Source organism: Kitasatospora sp. NPDC004240, from assembly GCF_053603215.1.
In genome coordinates this window covers 86,162-105,153 of the sequence record NZ_JBSGFD010000008.1, presented here as the reverse complement: position 1 = coordinate 105,153, position 18,992 = coordinate 86,162, and the positions used below count along the sequence as shown (strand labels likewise).

The 18,992-nt window shown below is 74.2% G+C and carries 14 protein-coding genes; 11 read left to right on the top strand and 3 right to left on the bottom strand.

The genetic code is table 11. The features are described from left to right. Nucleotides 1-136 precede the first annotated feature (136 nt). Nucleotides 137-571, top strand: coding sequence for a MarR family winged helix-turn-helix transcriptional regulator (locus ACWEQL_RS04300; protein WP_452148617.1), 435 nt, complete (start codon nt 137-139; stop codon nt 569-571). A 433-nt stretch (nt 572-1,004) separates the two neighbouring features. Further along, nucleotides 1,005-2,291: an MFS transporter gene (locus ACWEQL_RS04295; RefSeq protein ID WP_452148627.1), complete on the top strand. Its 1,287-nt coding sequence runs from the start codon at nt 1,005-1,007 to the stop codon at nt 2,289-2,291. Between the two features lie 27 nt (nt 2,292-2,318). Here ACWEQL_RS04295 and ACWEQL_RS04290 read toward each other — a convergent pair whose 3' ends face one another. Next, entirely contained in the window at nt 2,319-2,861 is a 543-nt protein-coding gene (locus ACWEQL_RS04290) for a GNAT family N-acetyltransferase (protein WP_452148616.1), read from the bottom strand. A 46-nt stretch (nt 2,862-2,907) separates the two neighbouring features. Between ACWEQL_RS04290 and thpR the strand changes: the two genes are divergently transcribed. Together thpR and ACWEQL_RS04280 are read left to right on the top strand one after the other, a co-directional pair. Next, a complete protein-coding gene (gene thpR, locus ACWEQL_RS04285; RefSeq protein WP_452148615.1) occupies nt 2,908-3,492 on the top strand; it encodes an RNA 2',3'-cyclic phosphodiesterase in 585 nt (194 codons plus the stop codon). Nucleotides 3,493-3,683: 191 nt separating this feature from the next. After that, nucleotides 3,684-4,652 carry a LysR substrate-binding domain-containing protein gene (locus ACWEQL_RS04280; protein ID WP_452148614.1) on the top strand — a complete coding sequence of 323 codons (969 nt, stop codon included), beginning with the start codon at nt 3,684-3,686 and terminating at the stop codon, nt 4,650-4,652. Between the two features lie 286 nt (nt 4,653-4,938). Here ACWEQL_RS04280 and serC read toward each other — a convergent pair whose 3' ends face one another. Both serC and ACWEQL_RS04270 read right to left on the bottom strand, forming a co-directional pair. Further along, nucleotides 4,939-6,057: a phosphoserine transaminase gene (serC, locus tag ACWEQL_RS04275; RefSeq protein ID WP_452148613.1), complete on the bottom strand. Its 1,119-nt coding sequence runs from the start codon at nt 6,055-6,057 to the stop codon at nt 4,939-4,941. A 142-nt stretch (nt 6,058-6,199) separates the two neighbouring features. Further along, nucleotides 6,200-7,300: a citrate synthase 2 gene (locus ACWEQL_RS04270; protein WP_452148612.1), complete on the bottom strand. Its 1,101-nt coding sequence runs from the start codon at nt 7,298-7,300 to the stop codon at nt 6,200-6,202. A gap of 419 nt (nt 7,301-7,719) precedes the next feature. On the opposite strand from ACWEQL_RS04270, the gene pdxH reads away from it, so the two are divergent. From pdxH to ACWEQL_RS04235, 7 genes are all read left to right on the top strand, one after another. Beyond that, nucleotides 7,720-8,352, top strand: a complete 633-nt coding sequence (gene pdxH, locus ACWEQL_RS04265; protein ID WP_452148626.1) for a pyridoxamine 5'-phosphate oxidase — start codon at nt 7,720-7,722, stop codon at nt 8,350-8,352. Nucleotides 8,353-8,621: 269 nt separating this feature from the next. Further along, nucleotides 8,622-8,804 (top strand): hypothetical protein, encoded by a 183-nt coding sequence (locus ACWEQL_RS04260; protein ID WP_452148611.1) that lies wholly within the window; start codon nt 8,622-8,624, stop codon nt 8,802-8,804. Nucleotides 8,805-8,845: 41 nt separating this feature from the next. Next, complete coding sequence (locus ACWEQL_RS04255) at nt 8,846-11,305, top strand: FxsB family cyclophane-forming radical SAM/SPASM peptide maturase (RefSeq protein WP_452148610.1); 2,460 nt, start codon at nt 8,846-8,848, stop codon at nt 11,303-11,305. Between the two features lie 97 nt (nt 11,306-11,402). After that, the gene (locus ACWEQL_RS04250; protein WP_452148609.1) at nt 11,403-12,239 is read left to right on the top strand and encodes an aminoglycoside N(3)-acetyltransferase; all 837 of its coding nucleotides are present in this window, start codon (nt 11,403-11,405) and stop codon (nt 12,237-12,239) included. Nucleotides 12,240-12,488: 249 nt separating this feature from the next. Next, nucleotides 12,489-13,850, top strand: coding sequence for a TIR-like protein FxsC (locus tag ACWEQL_RS04245; protein ID WP_452148608.1), 1,362 nt, complete (start codon nt 12,489-12,491; stop codon nt 13,848-13,850). Continuing rightward, nucleotides 13,847-17,851: an FxSxx-COOH system tetratricopeptide repeat protein gene (gene fxsT, locus ACWEQL_RS04240; protein ID WP_452148607.1), complete on the top strand. Its 4,005-nt coding sequence runs from the start codon at nt 13,847-13,849 to the stop codon at nt 17,849-17,851. Before ACWEQL_RS04245 ends, fxsT begins: the two co-directional genes overlap by 4 nt. Before the next feature lie 170 nt (nt 17,852-18,021). Beyond that, nucleotides 18,022-18,987 carry a 2-hydroxyacid dehydrogenase gene (locus ACWEQL_RS04235; RefSeq protein ID WP_452148606.1) on the top strand — a complete coding sequence of 322 codons (966 nt, stop codon included), beginning with the start codon at nt 18,022-18,024 and terminating at the stop codon, nt 18,985-18,987. The last annotated feature ends 5 nt before the right edge of the window (nt 18,988-18,992 follow it).

Here is an 18,992-nt window from a genome sequence, read left to right as displayed (position 1 = left end):
CCGGGCGGGGGAACGGGGGCGCGCGCCGGGCGCGCCGACGGCCGTGCGGCCGGGGCGGTGTCCGGCCGTCGTACGGGAACCGGGCCCTCCGGAAATCAATTTTCCTTAGCGAAGGTAATGACGTAGGCTAAGGACCATGCCCGAGATGTCCGAGCGGGACCTCGCAGCGATCAGTCAGCTGCGATCGTCCGCCATGCGCCTCTCCCGACGCCTGCGCCATCAGCGTGTCGAGGAGTCGCTCAGCCCCACCGAGATCGGGGTGCTGGGCACCCTCGCCCGCTGCGGCAAGGCCACGCCGGGCGAGCTCGCCCGGCGCGAGCACGTCCAGCCGCCGTCCATGACCCGGATCGTGGCGATGCTGGAGGAGAAGGGGCTGGTCCGGCGCGAGCCGCACCCGGAGGACCGCCGCCAGGTGGTCGTCAGCAGTACCGAGCAGGCCGAGGAGATCCTCGCGGAGAGCCGCCGGCGCCGTAACGCCTGGCTGGCGGAGCTGGCGCAGGGGCTCAGCGAGGAGGAGTGGGCCACCCTGCGGGAGGCCGCGCCCGTCCTCTACAAGCTCGCGCACCTGTAGGCCCGGGAGCCCGCGACCCGCGGGCGCTCGCACATCCACCGGCACCGAGAACCGTACGACGAGGGAGTACCGCATCACCGCAGCGCTCATCACCGACACCAGGAGCACGACGGCCGGCCCACGGGCCGTCGTGCCGCGAGGGGAGACCACCGTGACACCGCCGGCCGCAGCCAGCGCCGCCGCCACCCGTACCGACGACCCGACCACCGACCCCGCCGCGGCGAGCGCCGCGGCCGCCGACGCACCGGCACCCGCCCCGACGGGGCTGCCCGGCAGCGGCGACGACGACCCCGACGAACGCACCGCGGCGGCCATCACCGCCGCACACGACCCCCACCCGGACGACGACCGCCCGGACCGCGACCTCCGCCCGGACCGCGACCGCAGTGACCGCGACGGGCCGACCGGAGCGAGGTTCACCCGCCCCGGGGGCATGTTCTCCTCGCTGCGGGTGCGCAACTACCGCTACTACTTCGCCGGTCAGGTGGTCTCCAACACCGGGACCTGGATGCAGCGGATCGCCCAGGACTGGCTGGTCCTCAGCCTCACCGGGAGCCCGCTCGCGGTCGGCATCACCACCGCGATGCAGTTCCTGCCGATGCTGCTGCTCGGCCTCTGGGGCGGGGTGCTCGCCGACCGGATGCCCAAGCGCCGTCTGCTGGTCCACACCCAGGGCGCGATGGGCCTGCTCGCCGCCGGCCTCGCGGTGCTGACGATCGGCGGGGTGGTGACGCCGTACTACGTGTACGCCTTCGCCCTGCTGCTCGGCCTGGTGACCGTGGTCGACAACCCGGCCCGCCAGGCCTTCGTCTCCGAGATGGTCGGGCCCAAGGACCTCGCCAACGCGGTCAGCCTGAACGCCGCCAACTTCCAGACCGCCCGGCTGGTCGGCCCCGCCGTGGCGGGCCTGCTGATCGCCGCGGTGGGCAGCGGCTGGGCCTTCGCGGTCAACGCGCTCTCCTTCGCCGCCGTGATCGGCGGACTGCTGGCGATGCGCGGCAGCGAGCTGCGGCCGACCGCGCCGATCGCCCGCGAGAAGGGCCAGCTGCGCGAGGGCCTGCGGTACGTGAGGGAGCGGCCCGAGCTGCTCTGGCCGATGGTGCTGGCCGGGTTCATCGGCACCTTCGGGTTCAACTTCCCGACGCTGCTGTCGGGTTTCGCGTACGACACCTTCCGGGTGGGCGCCGGCCAGTACGGGCTGCTGAACACCGCGATGGCGGTCGGCTCGCTGGCGGGGGCGCTGCTGGCGGCACGCCGAGGCGCGCCGAGACTGCGCACCCTGGTCGGCGCGGCGCTGGCCTTCGGCGTGCTGGAGGTGCTGGCCGCCTTCGCGCCCGGCTACTGGTCCTTCGCGGCGCTGCTGACGCTGATCGGGGTGTTCGGGCTGAGCTTCAACACCTCGGTGAACTCGGCGCTGCAGCTGGCCACCGACCCCGCGATGCGGGGCCGGGTGATGGGCCTGCTGGTGCTGGTGTTCACCGGCGGCACCCCGATCGGTGCCCCGGTCGTCGGCTGGGTCACCGCCTCGTACGGGCCCCGGCTGGGGCTGCTGGCCTGCGGGCTGGTCTCGGCGCTGGCGGCCGGCGTGGTCGGCCTGGTGCTGGCGCGCGGCGCGGACCTGCGGGTGAGGTTCGACCTGCATCCGGGCCGCGGCGGGCGGGTGGTGGCCGTGGTGCCCCGCACCGCCCCGGCCAAGTCAGGTCTCGCCACCGCCTGCTGACGAACGGTCAGGGGTGGGTGCGGGGGGTCAGAGCCTGATCTCCAGCACCTGCCCCTGCCAGGGGTGACCGTCCGGGAGTACCGACTCGAAGAACAGCGACTCGGTGAAGCCGAGCTTGCGGTACTGCTCGACCAGCCGGCGGTCGCCGCCCCCGTAGCAGTCCACCCGCAGCACGGCGGCGCCCCGGCGGCGCGCCTCGGCGAGGGCGTCGGCGACCAGGGCGGCGCCGATACCGGTACCGCTGAGATCGCGGTCGGTGACCAGGTTGCGGAGGTAGAGCTCCGGCTCGGTGGCCGGCTCAACGTACGGCGGCGGCACGTCGGCGAGGACGCAGGAGCCGACCGTGCGGCCCCGCCCGTTCACGGCCAGCCGGACCAGGAAGGGCGGGCGGACGTACTCCCGCACCTTCTGCACGCCCGCCGGACGGCTGCTCCAGGGGCTGTCGCCCCACTGCTTCGTGCGGCCCAGGGAGGCCAGCCAGGCGACCGCTCCGTCGAGCAGGGCGAGGATGTCGTCGGCGTCGTCGGGGCCGCCGGTGCGGATCACGGTCCCGGTGGATTCGTTCGTCACGGAAAACCGTTCTACCGCGAACCGCTCCGCGCGGGAAGATGGACCCATGAGGCTCTTCGTGGCGGTGCTGCCCCCGGCCGCCGTCCTGCGGGAACTGTCCGACGCCGTCGAGCCGGTGCGCGGCCTGCCCGGGGCGGACCGGCTGCGCTGGACCACCCGGGAGGGCTGGCACCTCACCCTGGCCTTCCTCGGCGAGGTGCCGGCCGAACGGCTGCCCGAGCTGGAGGGGGCGCTGGCCGGGGTGGCGCAGGTGCACGAGGCGCACCGGCTGCGGCTGGCCGGCGGCGGGCGCTTCGGGGACCGCGTGCTGTGGGCCGGGGTGGAGGGCCAGACGTACGCGCTGCGCCGGCTGGCCGAGGCCGTGACCGAGGCGGTCGCGGGGGTGGTCGGCGAGCTGGACGCCTTCGCGTTCCACCCGCACCTCACCCTGGCCCGGGCCGGCTCCACCCGGGGCCGGCGCCGGGCGGTGCAGCGGGTCGCCGCGGCGGAGCTGGCGACGCTCGCCTCGGCGCTGGACGACTACCGGGGCGGCGAGTGGGAGGCCGCCGAGCTGCACCTGATGAAGAGCGAGCTGGACGGCGGCTTCGCCCACTACGAGACCGTCCGGGCCTGGCCGCTGGCCCGCTGGTAGCCGCCCCGCCGACCCGGCCGAGGGTGGATCGGCCGGGTCGGCGGGGCGGCGGACGTCGCCGACGTGGTCGCCTTCCCGGCCTCCGACGACGCCCGCCGGGTCACCGGACGGCACCCGGACGCCGGCGGGGGCTCCAACCTCGGTGCGTAGCGCACCTTGTGACGGTCCGGTGGCGCCCGTACGGTGCGGGCATGGAGCTGGAGCTGCGCCACCTCAGGACCATCCGGGCGATCGCCGAGGCGGGGAGCCTGACCAAGGCGTCGGCGGCGCTCGGACTGGCCCAGCCGGCGCTCAGCACCCAGCTGCGGCGCATCGAACGGGCGCTGGGCGGTCCGCTGTTCGACCGGGGCCGGGAGGGGGTGCGGCCGACCCCGCTGGGAGAGCTGGTGCTGGACCGGGCACGGGTGCTGCTGCCGGCCGCCCAGCAGCTCCAGCAGGAGGCGGTGCGCTTCGCCAACGGCCACGGCGGGCCCGGCCGGTACCGGATCGGGGCGACCCACGGGCCGCTGCTCGGCGGGCTGGTCGACCGGCTCGCCACCGGCCACCCGGGGGTGCCGGTGTCCACCGCGACCTCCTGGTCCGCGGACGAGCTGACCGGCCAGGTCGCCGACGGCAGGCTGGACTTCGCGCTGATCGGCACCTGCGGGGAGAGCCGTCCGCGCGGCGCCGACCGGCTGGCCTGGCGGGAGGTCGGCACCGACCCGGTGTTCGTGATGCTGGCCGACTCCCACCCGCTCGCCGGTGCCGGCGAGGTGGCGCTCGGGCGGCTCGCGACGGCGTACTGGGCGACCGTGCCCGGTGACGGCTGCTTCGCGGACTGCTTCTCCGCCGCCTGCGCCCGTGAGGGCTTCACCCCGCTGGCGATGTACGAGACCGACACCGCCGCCTGCGTGCACCTGGTGCAGGTCGGCCGGGCGGTCGGGCTCTGCCGGGCGACCTTCCCGCCGACCACCGGGGTGGTGACCGTGCCGCTGACCGGCGTCCCGCTGTGCTGGCGGCACCTGGTCGGCTGGCACCCGGGCACGGCGGCCGCGGCGGTGGCGCCCGAGGTCACCGGCCTGGCCCGGGCGGCGCACGCCGAGGCGACCCGGCGCAGCCCCTCCTACCGGGTCTGGCTGGAGGCGGGGGCGCCGGAGGGCTTCGGCACGGCACGCGGCTGATCACCGGCCGCGCACCGGGGCCGGAAGGCCGTGAGGCGGGGCCAGCAGGCCGTGAGGCGGGTCCGGGGCCGGGGGCCGGGGCGGACCTGTGGCCGTCCGGGGGTACGCTCGACGATCGTGGACCCCAAGACTCGTATGCGCATCGTGACCGGAGCCCTGCTCCTGCTGCTGGCCGTCGTGCTGATCGGCTCGCTGATCGGGAAGTGACCCCGGCCGTGACCGGCCGGGAACGCGGAAGGGGCCACCGCCCACGGGCGGTGGCCCCTTCCGGCCGTGTACGGGGCGGTCAGAGCCGCTCGACCACGTAGTCGACGCACGCGGTCAGCGCCTCGACGTCGGCCGGCTCGATGGCCGGGAACATCGCGACGCGCAGCTGGTTGCGGCCCAGCTTGCGGTACGGCTCGGTGTCGACGATGCCGTTGGCACGCAGTGCCTTGGCGATCGCGGCGGCGTCGATCGACTCGTCGAAGTCGATGGTGCCGACGACCTGCGAACGCTCGGCCGGGTTGGCGACGAACGGCCGGGCGAACGAGGACTTCTCCGCCCAGCCGTACAGCCGCGCCGAGGAGTCGGCCGTACGGGCGACGGCCCAGTCGAGCCCGCCGTTGCCGTTCAGCCACTCCAGCTGGTCGGCCAGCAGGAACAGCGTGGCGATCGACGGGGTGTTGTACGTCTGGTCCTTCGACGAGTTGTCGATGGCCGTCGGCAGGTCGAAGAACGGCGGGATGTAGCGCCCGGAGGCGGCGATCTCGGCGGCGCGCTCCAGGGCGGCCGGGGAGAAGGTCGCCAGCCAGAGCCCGCCCTCGGAGGCGAAGGACTTCTGCGGGGCGAAGTAGTAGACGTCGGTCTCGGTGATGTCGACCGGCAGGCCGCCGGCGCCCGAGGTGGCGTCCACCAGCACGAGCGAGCCCTGGTCCGCGCCGGCCGGGCGGCTGATCGGCATCGCGACGCCGGTCGAGGTCTCGTTGTGGGTGAGCGCGTAGACGTCCACGCCGGCCTCGGCGACCGGCAGCGGGTGGGTGCCCGGCTCGCTCTTGATCACCGAAGGGTCGGCCAGCCAGGGGGCGGCCTTCACCGAGGAGGCGAACTTGGAGGAGAACTCGCCGAAGTTGAGGTGCTGGGACTTCTCCCGCACCAGGCCGAACGCCGCGATGTCCCAGAAGGCGGTGGAGCCGCCGTTGCCGAGTACCACCTCGTAGCCCTCGGGGAGGGAGAAGAGGCTGCTCACGCCCTCGCGTACGCGCTTGACCACGTTCTTCACCGGGGCCTGGCGGTGCGAGGTGCCGAGCAGGGAGGTACCGGTGGCGGCGAGGGCACTCAGGGCCTCGGGGCGCACCTTGGACGGGCCGCAGCCGAAACGGCCGTCTGCGGGCTTGATGTCAGCGGGGATCTGGATCTGAGCCACGGGCGCAGCCTACCGGCCGGTCGCGGCGGAACGTGACCTCGGTCCGCCCGCTGAGATGCCGTCGATCCGGCCGCGAGCGAGCGGAGCAGCGGGTCCGGAACGGGCCGGACCCGCTGCTCAGCGGGGGTGTGCGGGGGTGGGATCAGTGCGCGATGGCGTCCCAGCCCTCGATCTCCTGCGGGCTGCGCGGGCCGGGGCCGATGTAGCGCGCGGCGGGGCGCACGAGCCGGCCCGTGCGCTTCTGCTCCAGGATGTGCGCCGACCAGCCGGCGGTGCGCGCACAGGTGAACATCGAGGTGAACATGTGCGCCGGGACCTCGGCGAAGTCCAGCATGATCGCGGCCCAGAACTCCACGTTGGTGGCGAGCACGCGGTCGGGGCGGCGGTTGTGCAGCTCCTCCAGCGCGGCCTTCTCCAGCGCCTCGGCGATCTCGAAGCGCGGGGCGCCGAGCTCCTTGGCGGTGCGGCGCAGCACGCGGGCGCGCGGGTCCTCGGCGCGGTAGACGCGGTGGCCGAAGCCCATCAGGCGCTCGCCCTTGTCGAGCGCGCTCTTCACCCACTTGACGGCGTCGCCGGTGCGCTCGATCTCCTCGATCATGCCCAGCACGCGGGAGGGCGCGCCACCGTGCAGCGGGCCGGACATCGCGCCCACCGCGCCGGAGAGGGCGGCCGCCACGTCGGCGCCGGTGGAGGCGATGACGCGGGCGGTGAAGGTGGAGGCGTTCATGCCGTGCTCGGCGGCGGAGGTCCAGTAGGCGTCGATGGCCTTGACGTGCTTCGGGTCCGGCTCGCCGCGCCAGCGGATCATGAAGCGCTCGACGACCGTCTCGGCCTTGTCGATCTCGCTCTGCGGGACCATCGGCAGACCCTGGCCGCGGGCCGACTGGGCCACGTAGGACAGCGCCATCACGGCGGCGCGGGCGAGGTCGTCGCGGGCCTGCTCGGCGGAGATGTCGAGCAGCGGCCGCAGGCCCCACACCGGGGCGAGCATGGCGAGCGCGGACTGCACGTCGACGCGGATGTCACCGGAGTGCACCGGGATCGGGAAGGGCTCCGCGGCCGGCAGGCCGGGGTTGAACTTGCCGTCGACCAGCAGGCCCCAGACGTGCCCGAACGAGACGTGGCCGACCAGGTCGTCGATGTCCACGCCTCGGTACCGCAGGGCGCCGCCTTCACGGTCGGGCTCGGCGATCTCGCTCTCGAAAGCGACGACTCCCTCAAGCCCGGGTACGAAGTCGGACATGCGACGGCTCCTTCAGTTCTGCGATCGGCGGGCCGCGCCGTGGTGGGGCAGGCACGCCTGTGACCGATGGTGTTTGGCACTCGGTGCCAGAGTGGCAGGCACGGGGTGCATTGCGCCATACACCACCGTGGTGATGTTTGCCGGAGGCCCGGTTGACTTTTCCGCCGAGGGCCGGTCGTGCCCGGGAATTCTCCGGAACGAACGGGCGGGTTCCGGACAATCCACCGTACGACGGGCGGCCAGGCGGTGGCGAGACACCATAACTCCCACCGGGGTTTGTCCGTACGGAGCGGTGCCCGTTGCTTGTCGTACGGGATGATGTTGACGTGCAGACCCCGGAACGCGCCCACCCGACGCCCCAGAGCCCCGCCGCCCGGCACCTCGACACCGAGGCCCGGCCCGGACCGGACCTCACCGTGATGCGCAAGCACTACAGCCACGAGGGCCTGGTCGAGGAGCACCTGGCGCCCGACCCGCTCGCCCAGTTCACCCGGTGGTTCCACGAGGCGGACGAGGCCGGGGTGGTCGAGCCGAACGCCATGGTGCTCTCCACCGCCGACTCCGAGGGCCGGCCCAGCTCGCGCACCGTCCTGCTGAAGGGCTTCGACGCGCGCGGCTTCGTGTTCTTCACCAACTACGGCTCGCGCAAGGGCACCGAGCTCGCCGTGAACCCGTACGCCGGGCTGCTCTTCCCGTGGATCGCGCTGGCCCGCCAGGTGATCGTCCAGGGCCGGGTGGAGAAGGTCGGCCGGGACGAGACGGCCGCCTACTTCCGGACCCGCCCGCACGGCTCGCAGCTCGGCGCCTGGGCCAGCGAGCAGTCCAGCCCGGTGGCCTCGCGGGAGGTGCTGGAGCAGCGGTACGCCGAGCTGGAGCGCCGCTACCCGGAGGGGGAGGGCGTGCCGGTCCCGCCGTTCTGGGGAGGGTTCCGGGTGGTGCCGTCCAGCGTCGAGTTCTGGCAGGGGCGGGAGAACCGGCTGCACGACCGCCTGGTCTTCACCGCGGACGTCGCCGCCCCGACCGGCTGGCGGGTCGAACGGCTCTGCCCGTAGGACCCTCCTCGCACCCGCGCCCGCCGGGCGGCCCGCCGGGCGGAGGGGCGCGTCCGTCCGGCGTGTCCGTGCACCGGGAGGATGCGCCGTTGCGACCGCCGTCCGGGTGAATTTTTGGGGCGATGCCGCAGTCCGGGGCGGTACAAGGCGCGGCAGTGGCGTCAAGCATGCGGCGAGTTGGCGGCCGGAGGTCTATCTTGTGCTTTGGGGTCGGCTGTTATACCCGGCCTTCTGCTCTCTCTAACCCTTATCGTGGAAGAGAATCGAACATGACCTCCGCACTCGACACCAGGCCCACCGCCGAACTGACGGACCCTCAGGAGTACGACCGGCCCACCCTGGCCGATCTCGCCTCACTCGGAGCCGACGAGCTGAACGCCCGGCTCCGACGCGCGCTCCCGGGTTCCGATTCAGGCCTGGTGCCGGTCGCGGCGTTCAACTCGTCCATCTGACCCGCCGGTTGGCCGTCGCCCCCTTCTGAGTACCATCAACCATGGCGCGAACCCCGCTGCCGTTCACGCAGTTCGTCGTGAAGGTGGCCAGTCGCTGTGATCTCGCGTGCGATCACTGCTACGTCTACGAGCACGCGGACGCGAGTTGGATCACCAAGCCCAAGGTGATCGGCGACGCGGTACTGGACCGGGCCGCCGAGCGGATCGGCGAGCACGCGGCCGCGCACCGGCTGCGCGCGGTCCGGCTGGTCCTCCACGGCGGGGAGCCGCTCCTCGCAGGTCGAGTGACGATCCGTCACGCCGCTGAGGCGTTCCGGGCGGCCCTGCCGCCCGGATGCGCCCTGGACCTGCGCATCCACACCAACGGGGTCCTCCTGACACCCGCCTGGTGCGAACTCTTCGACGAGCTGGGCGTGCGGGTCGGCGTCTCGCTGGACGGCGACCGGGCCGCCAACGACCGCCACCGCCGCTACGCCGACGGCCGCAGCTCGCACCCCCAGGTGATGCGGGCCGTCGCGCTGCTGCGCCGGCCGGAGTTCCGCCACCTCTTCGCGGGCCTGCTCTGCACGATCGACGTGGCCAACGACCCGGTCGCGGTCTACCGGGCGCTGGCCGGGCTGGAGCCGCCCGCCGTCGACTTCCTCCTGCCGCACGCGACCTGGGAGCACCCACCCCCGCGTCCGGCCCCCGGCGGCGGAACCCCGTACGCCGACTGGCTGTTGGCGATCCACGAGCGGTGGAACGCGGACGGCCGCCCGTTCGCCGTCCGCACCTTCGAGTCGGTGCACCGCACCCTGCGCGGGCTCTCCAGCCTCACCGAGTCGCTCGGCCTGGAGCCCGCCGACCTGGTGGTCCTGGAGACCGACGGCTCCTTCGAACAGGCCGACAGCCTGAAGACCGCCTTCGACGGGGCGCCCGCCACCGGCCTGGACGTCTTCACCCACAGCCTCGACGAGGTGGCCCGGCACCCCGGCATCACCGGCCGGCAGGCCGGGCTGGACGGGCTGAGCGCCACCTGCCGCCGCTGCCCGGTCGTCCGCTCCTGCGGCGGCGGCCTGCACGCCCACCGCTACCGCCCCGACGGCAGCGGATTCGACAACCCCTCCGTCTACTGCGGGGACCTCATGACCCTGATCAACGGCATCGCCGACCGGGGGTCACCGATCCCCGCCCAGGCGGCGGACCCCGTCCCGTCGCCCGCCCCGCTCTCCGAGTCCCAGCTGGCCGAGCTGGCCCGCGGCCACGGCGGCCCGGACACCGTACGGGCCCTCGGGCGCTCCCAACTCGCCCTCACCCGGGCGATGCTGGCCGCCGTCAAGGGCTCGGCCGGGCTGGCGCACTCGCCGGCCTGGGAGCTGCTGGCCGAACTGGACCGGAGCGCGCCCGCCGCGCTGGACACCGTGCTCGGCCACCCGTTCGTCCGGGCCTGGGCCGCCCGCCGGCTGGGCGGGGACCTCACCGCGGGGCTCGGCCCGCTCGCCGAGCTGGCCGCCGCGGCCGCGGTCCGGGCCGGCCTGGACGAGACCGTGGCGGTGCGGGTGCGGGGCGGCGCGCTGCACCTGCCGACCCTCGGCCGGCTGGCCGTGGCGGACGGCGAGGCCCGGGTGACCGCCGGGGCCGGCGGCTTCACCGTCCTCGCCGCGGACGGCACCTCGGTCACCGTCGACGCCCGGGACCTCGCCGCCGGAGCGGTCACCGGACCGGGCGTCGGACCGGCCGGCCCCGGCCGCGCCGCGTCGGACCCGCGCTGGCAGCCGGTGCGCCGGGTCCGTCTGGCCGGCGGCTGGACGGTCGCCCTGGAGGACCTCGACCCCTGGCGCGACTGCTTCCAGCACCCGGCGGCGGAGCGCCTCACCGAGGACGAACTGCTCGGCTGGACGGGCGCGTTGCGCGAGGCCTGGGAGCTGCTCGGACGGGACCTGCCGGTCTACGCGGCCGGCGTCCGGACGGGCCTGGGCGCCATCACCCCGCTGCGGCCCGGGCTCCCCGGCCGGGACGTCAGCGCCGCCGCGCGACAGGCGTACGGCACGGTCGGCATCGCCCGGCCGGCCACCGCGCCGATCCTCGCCCTGCTGATCGCGCACGAGTTCCAGCACGTCAAGCTGGGCGCGGTGCTCGACCTGATGGACCTCTACGACCCGTCCGACACCGGCCTCTACTTCGCGCCCTGGCGGCCCGACCCCCGGCCGATCGAGGGCCTCCTCCAGGGCACCTACGCCCATCTGGCGGTCACCGAGTTCCTGGGCACCCGGACCCGGGCCTACGACGGGCTGGCGGGCGCGGCGGCCGAGCACGCCCGGACCCGGTTCGCGCTCTGGCGGCGGTACACCGCGGAGGCGGTGGAACGGCTGGCCGGCTCCGGCTCGCTCACCCCGGCCGGGCTGCGGTTCGCGGAGGGGATGCGCGGGAGCGTGGCGCCGTGGCTGGAGGTACCGCTGCCGGCGGCGGCGGAGGAGGCCGCGCGGCGGCTCAGGGTCCCCGACACGGTGGTGGGCGGCTGACCCTTCGCCGTTCCGGCCGACCCGCCGCCCCTTCCCCGACCCGACCCCTCCTCACTCCCCGGGATCCGTCATCGTCACCGACACCCGCCCCCTGCCCGTGGTCGGCGGCGCCCCCGCCCGCGGCGCCGAAGCGGAACCAGCACCTCTGGGCCGGGCCGCGCTGGCCGCGCGGTTCCGCGAGATCGGCGTGGAGCGGGGCCGGGTGCTGCTCGTCCAGGCCTCGTTGAGCCGGCTGGGCCCGGTGGAGGGCGGGGCCGACACCGTGGTCGCCGCCCTGCTGGACGCCCTGGACGGCGGCACCCTGGTCGCGTACACCTCGACGCCGGAGAACTCGCTCACCTCCCGGCTGTTCCGGTCCGTCTCGGCCGGCTGGTCGCGGGAGCGGATCGAGGCCTGGCGCGCCGACCGGCCGCCGTTCGACCCGGGGACCACCCCGGCCTCGCCGACCATGGGCGTGCTGTCCGAACGGATCCGACGCCACCCCGGGGCCCGGCGCAGCGACCATCCGCAGTGCTCCTTCGCCGCGGTGGGCGAGCTGGCGGCGGAGGTCGTCCGGGTGCACGACCGCGACTGCCACCTCGGGGAGCGCTCGCCGCTCGGCCGGCTGTACGAGCTGGACGCCCGGGTGCTGTCGATCGGGGTGGGCTTCGACCGGTTCACCGGATTCCACCTGGCCGACCTGCGGATGCCGGACGTGGCCGTGCGGCACTACAGCTGCAAGGTCAGGACGGCCGACGGCGGCGCCGAGTGGGTCTCCTTCGACGGCCCGTACCTGGACGACACGCACTTCGGACGGCTCGGCGAGGAGGTGCAGGCCGAGGCGCGGGGCATCGTCCGGGCGCGGATCGGGGGCGCCGAGTGCCGGCTGGTGCCGCTGGTGGAGTCGGTGGACGTCGCCGAGCGGGTGCTGCGCCGCTGGCGGGGCCTGCCGTGACGGCCCGAGGCGGAGAAGTGAGTGCGCCCGGCGTTCGCCGACGAGGTTTCACCACCGTTACGGCGCAGGGCCGGTCGGCCGCGCGCCGGGGCGGCTACCACCCGCAACGCGCGCGCCCCTGATCGTTCTGCGCATGCCATGCGCCGGGCCCGATGTGCTATTCCATTCCGGCGTCGATCGTTCCTACACTGAACCCCCGTACGGGGACTGCGGGGGAACAGGTTGCCGACGGGCCCGGGGGAGGCGCGTGTGAACGACCCTGGCTGGGACGAGGATGCGGCCCGGCCGTACTTCTTCCTCTCCTACGCCCACACGCCCCGCGCCGGGGTGCGGGGGGCGGGCGACCCCAACCTCTGGGTGCGCAAGCTCTTCCGCGACCTCTGCGAGGCGGTGCTCGAACAGACCACGGTGCCCGCCGGGGTGCCGGTCGGGTTCATGGACGAGGACATGCACCAGGGCGAGCTCTGGGCCGACCGGCTCTCCCAGGAGCTGGCGACCTGCCGGGTGTTCGTCCCGCTGTACTCGCCGCGCTACTTCAACAGCGTGCCGTGCGGGCAGGAGTGGCACTCCTTCACCCAGCGGCCCGTCTACCCGGCGAACCTGGACTCCGAGCGCACCAGCGGCATCGTCCCGGTGCTCTGGGCGCCGATGAGCCGCTACAAGCTGCCCAAGGTGGCCAGCGACCTGCAGTTCAACCACGCCGGCTTCGGGGTCGACTACGTCGCCGAGGGCCTGTGCGCCCTGATGAAGCTCAGCAACTACCGGGCCTCCTACGAGGTCGCGGTGCACCGGCTGGCCCGGCGGATCGTCGAGGTCGCCGAGGAGACGGTGATCCCGGTCGGCCGGCGGCTGGACTTCAACGCCCAGCCCAGCGCCTTCCCGGTGAACACCCCGACCAAGCAGCTGCGGATCTCCGTGCTCTCCTACCACCGGGACGAGCTGCCGCCGGACCGCAACCCCGACTACTACGGAAGGTCCCGCACCGACTGGCACCCCTACCGGCCCGCCGCCCCCCGCTCGCTGGCCGAACAGGCCGCCCGGGTCGCCCGGCAGCTGGGCTTCCAGCCGACCGTGCACGAGTTCGACGACGAGGTCGGGGCGATCCTCGACGGCGGCTCGCCCAGCGCCCCCGGCCTGCTGCTGCTGGACCGCTGGGCCCTGCGCGACGCGGCCCGGCACGAGCTGGTCCGCCGCTTCGACCGCTCCAACTCCGACTGGGTGAGCGTCCTGGAGCCGTGGAACCTGGACGACCCCGAATGCCTGGAGCTCCACGACCAGCTGGGCGAACTCAGCGCACAGGCCCTGCGGTTGACCCACCGCTCGGGCCGGCCCAGCTTCCACGGCGCGATGGGCGGCCCGGCCCCGGGGCTCGGCACCCAGGAGGAGTTCGACGACGCGCTGCCGGCGGCCGCGATGAAGGCCAAGTACGCCTTCGAACGCCGGACCAAGCGGGAACCCGACCAGCCGGCCCAGCCGCGGCCCGACCTGCGCGGGGCCTTCCGGCGCGGGCGGGACGGGCCCGGCTCCGAAGCCTTCGCGGACGACGACGACCCAGCCGACGACGACGGCGACCCCTCGCAGGACGGGCCGCCCCGGGGGAGGAACACATGACCGAGAACCGGACCAGGAACCTCCGGGTGGGGGCGATCGCCGCGGCGAAGGCCGCCGCCCTGCGGGAGGCGGAACAGCAGGCCGAGCAGGACCGCGACGGCCGGATCATCACCTTCTACTCGTACAAGGGCGGCACCGGGCGCACCATGGCGCTCGCCAACACCGCCTGGATCCTCGCCGCCAACGGCTTCCGGGTGCTCACGGTGGACTGGGACCTGGAGGCCCCGGGCCTGGCCAAGTTCTTCCACCCGTTCCTCGACCCGGCGGTGCTGGCGGGCACCACCGGGATGATGGACCTGATCGCCGAGTACCGCGAGGAGGCCCTGCGCCCGGTCGAGCACGCCGACGGCTGGCACCTGGACTTCGCCCGGGTGCACCCGCACGCGCTCTCGCTCTCCTGGCCGATGTTCCCGCGCGGCGGCAGCCTGGACTTCCTCTCCGCCGGCCAGTTCAACCGCGACTACTCCGAGGCCGTCACCCACCTCGACTGGGACATCTTCTACGACCGCTTCGACGGCGGGCAGTTCTTCGACGCCCTGCGCGCCGACATGCGCAAGCGCTACGACTACGTGCTGATCGACTCCCGCACCGGCCTGTCCGACATCGCCGAGATCTGCACCGTGCAGATGCCCGACGAGCTGGTGGTCTGCTTCACCCTCAGCGACCAGTCGATCGACGGCGCCTCCCGGATCGCCCAGCACATCCACGACCGCTACCGCGAGCGCGGGATCCGCATCCTGCCGGTGCCGATGCGCATCGACGACGGCGAGAAGGAGAAGGCCGACGCCGGCCGGGCACTCGCCCGGATCCGCTTCGACGGCCTGCCGGCCGGCTACGCCGGCGACGAACTCGCCCACTACTGGGGCTCGGTGGAGATCCCGTACCGGCCGTTCTACGCCTACGAGGAGATCCTGGCGACCTTCGGCGACCAGACCGGCACCCCGACCTCGATGCTGGCCGCCTGCGAGCGGCTCACCGGGATGATCACCGAGGGCCGGGTCACCTCGCTGCCGCCGATCGACGAGGAGGTCCGGCTGCGGTACGTGGACGCCTTCACCCGGCGCCGCCCGTCCGTCCCGGCCGACCTCTACCTCTCGTACGTGCCCGAGGACCGGATGTGGGCCGACTGGATCGAGGCGGTCCTCACCCGGGCCGGCTTCCGGGTGCTGCCGCGCGACCTCAGCGCCGGCTCCGACCCCCGCCAGGAGACCGAGCGGGGCATCGACGCCGCCTACCGCACGGTCGCCGTGCTCTCGCCCGCCTACCAGCGCTCGCCGCAGGCCCGCGCGCTGTGGGAGTCGGTGGTCAGCTCCGACCCGTCCGGCACCCGGCGCCAGCTGGTGCCCGTCCGGGTCGGCGACGTGCGCCTGACCGCGCCGTTCAGCAACCGCAACCCGGTCGACCTGGTCGGCCGCGACGAGCACCAGTCGGTGCAGACCCTGCTGCGGGCGCTCGGCCGGGCCGAGACCCCGCTCACCGACGCCCCCGAGGGCGGGCCCCGGTTCCCCGGCAGCAAGCCGCAGGTGTGGGACGTGCCGCCGCGCAACCCGTCCTTCACCGGCCGCGCCGCCGTCCTGGAGCAGCTGCGCAACCAGCTGCGCGGCGGCATGGCCGCCGTCCTGCCCACCCCGCAGACCCTGTACGGCCTCGGCGGCGTCGGCAAGACCCAGGTCGCCCTGGAGTACGCGCACCGCTTCATGTCCGACTACGACCTGGTCTGGTGGATCGACGCCGAGCAGACCGAGCTGGTCGCCCCCGCGCTGGCCGAGCTCGCCCGCCGGCTGGGCCTGCGGGTCGGCGACTCGGTCAGCGAGGCCGCCGAGGCCGCCCGCGAGGCACTGCGCCGCGGCGTGCCCACCTCGCGCTGGCTGCTGATCTTCGACAACGCCGACGAGCCCTCCGAGATCCGCCGCTTCTTCCCCGGCGGCTCCGGCCACATCCTGGTCACCAGCCGCAACCAGGCCTGGTCCGGGCACGCCGAGGCCCTGGAGGTCGACGTCTTCACCCGCGGCGAGAGCGTCGAGCTCCTGTGCCGACGCGCCCGCGGACTCTCCCGCCCCGACGCCGACCGGGTCGCCGAGGCGGTCGGCGACCTGCCGCTGGCCGTCGAGGTGGCCGCCGCCTGGCTGGACACCACCGGCACCCCGGTCGACACCTACGTCGCCCAGCTGCACGCCGAGGCCGCCCGCACGCTCGCCATCGCCAGCCCCACCGACTACCCGACCCCGGTCGGCGCCACCTGGAACGTCTCCATCACCCGGCTGCGCCAGCAGTCCCCGGCCGCGGTCCGGCTGCTCCAGCTCTGCGCGTTCTTCGCCGCCGAGCCGATCTCCATGAACCTCTTCTACAGCGACCAGATGATCCGCGCGCTGGTCAAGTACGACGAGGACCTCAACGACAAGTTCATGCTGGGCAAGGTCATCCAGGCGATCGGCCGGTACGCCCTCGCCAAGGTCGACGCCGGCAGCAACAGCTTCCAGGTGCACCGCCTCGTCCAGGCGGTGATCCGGGCCGAGATGGACGCCGACGCGCAGGAGGTCGCCATCCACGAGGTGCACCGCATCCTCACCGGCGCCCGGCCCGTCCTCGGCGACACCGACGACCCCGCCAACTGGCCCGCCTTCGACGAGATCTGGCCCCACCTGTCGCCCTCCAAGGCGCACAACTGCGACGAGGCCGACACCCGCCAGCTGCTCATCGACCGCGTCCGCTACCTGTGGAAGCGCGGCGAGCTGGAGCGCGCCCGCAGCCTCGGCGAGGACCTCCACGAGGCCTGGACCGGCAAGCTCGGCTCCGACGACCGCCAGACCCTGCTGCTGCGCTTCCAGCTCGCCAACGTGCTGCGCTCCCAGGGCAACTACGCCGAGGCGCTGGCCCTGGACGAGTCCACCCTGGACCGCCAGCGGGTCCTGCTCGGCGAGCACCACCCGTACACCCTGATGACCGCCGGCTCGCTCGGCGCCGACCGGCGCGCGCTCGGCCGCTTCCAGGCCGCGCTGGAACTCGACAAGGAGATCCTCGACCAGTTCCGCGAGCTGTTCGGCGACGACAACCCGCGCACCCTGTCGATGGCCAACAACCTGGCCATCGACTACCGGCTGGTCGGCGAGAGCGAGGCCGCCCGCGAACTCGACCAGGAGACCCTGGACCGCCGCACCGCCGTCCTCGGCCCGCGCCACCCGTACACCCTCTCCACCAAGTCCAACCTCGCCCGCGACCTGCGCGAACTCGGCGACTACAAGGGCTCGGCCGAACTCCTCCAGGAGGTCACCGACGACCTCGGCGACGTCCTCGACCCCGACCTGCCCGAGAACCTGCGCAACGCCAAGTCGCTGGCCGTCTCGCTGCGCCGGCTCGGCCGGCTCGCCGACGCCCGGCGGATCACCAAGGAGACCTACGAGCGCTACCTGGAGCGCTACGGCGCCGACGCGCCCGACGCACTCGCCTGCGCCCTCAACCTCGCCGCCGACTACAGCGCCTCCGGCGACAAGGAGGCCGCCCGCGACCTCGCGGTCACCGTGTACGAGGGCCACCGCCGGCTGTTCGGCGATGAGCACCCGTTCAGCCTGGCCTGCGCCAACAACCTCGGCATCTACCTGCGCGGCAGCGGCGACGTCCAGCAGGCCATCGAGACCGGGGTGTCCACCGTCGACGGCATGACACGCTCGGTCGGGCCGGACCACCCCTTCACCCTCATCGCCATGATGAACCTGGCCAACACCTACGGGGAGGACGGACAGCTCGGGCGCGCCGAGGAACTGCTGCGCACCGCGTACGCCGCGCTGTGCGAGCGCTACACGCCCACCCACCCGGACGCGGTCGTCTGCGAGGCCAACCTCGCGGTCACCCTGCGGGCCGCCAACCGGCACTCGCAGGCCGCCGAACTGCGCTCCCGCTCGGTCGCGGAACTGATCCGCCAGTTCGGCGAGGAGCACCCCAACACGGTGTCGGCCCGCGGCTGGAAGCGGATCAACCGCGACCTGGAGCCGCAGCCGATGTAGCGGGCGGGGCGGCGGGTGCGCGCGGCGGCGGGCGGGTAGGCGGCGGGGTGGTGCAAGGGGCGGCGACGGGAGCCGGCCGGGCCCGGGGCGTAGGCTTCGGGCCCGATGAGCCCGATCCGCCCCGTCCATCCGGTGTGCCCGATGAGCCCGACGAGCCTGGTGAGTGTCCGATGAGCGCGCAGCTGCCCCCCGTCCTGGTCACCCGTCGCCTGGCCCCGGGGGTGACCGAGCGGCTCACCGCGCACCACGCGGCCACCGTGCACGACTCGGACCTGCCGATGCCCCGCGAGGAGCTGCTGGCGGCCGTCCGCGGCCGCTCCGCGGTGATCACCACCCTGGACGACCGGGTGGACGACGAGTTCCTCGCCGCGGCCGGGCCCGGCCTGCGGATCGTGGCCAACCACGCGGTCGGCCACCACAATGTCGACCTCGCCGCCTGCGCGGCCCGCAGGGTGCCGGTCAGCAACACGCCCGGCGTGCTGACCGCCGCCACCGCCGACATGGCCTGGGCGCTGCTGCTGGCCGCCACCCGCCGGCTCGGCGAGGGCGAGCGGCTGCTGCGCGCCGGGCGGCCGTGGGCCTGGGCGCCGAACTTCCTGCTCGGCCTGGAGCTGTCCGGCACCCCGCTCGGCATCCTCGGCATGGGCCGGATCGGCCAGGCGGTGGCCCGCCGGGCCCGGGCCTTCGACATGCCGGTCAGCTACCACAACCGCACCGAGCTGCCCGCCGACCGGGCCGAGGGCGCCCGCTGGCTGCCGCTGGACGAGCTGCTCGAACGGTCCGCGGTGCTGGTGGTCACCTGCCCGCTCAGCGCCGCCACCCGGCACCTGATGGACGCCGACCGGATCGCCCGGCTGCCCTCCGGCGCGGTGCTGGTGAGCATGACCGCCGGAGTGGTGGACGAGACCGCGCTGGCCGCCGCACTGGAGTCCGGCGCGCTGTTCGCGGCCGCCGTGGACAACTTCGAGCGCGAGCCGGAGGTGCCGTCCGCGCTGCTCGCCCAGGAGCGCGCGGTGCTGGCCCCGCACCTGGGCAGCGCCACCGTCCGCACCCGGCAGGCGATGGGCGGCCTCGCGGTCGACAACGTGCTCGCGGTGCTCGCCGGCGGCGCCCCGGTCACCCGGGTGCGGGTCTGACGCCC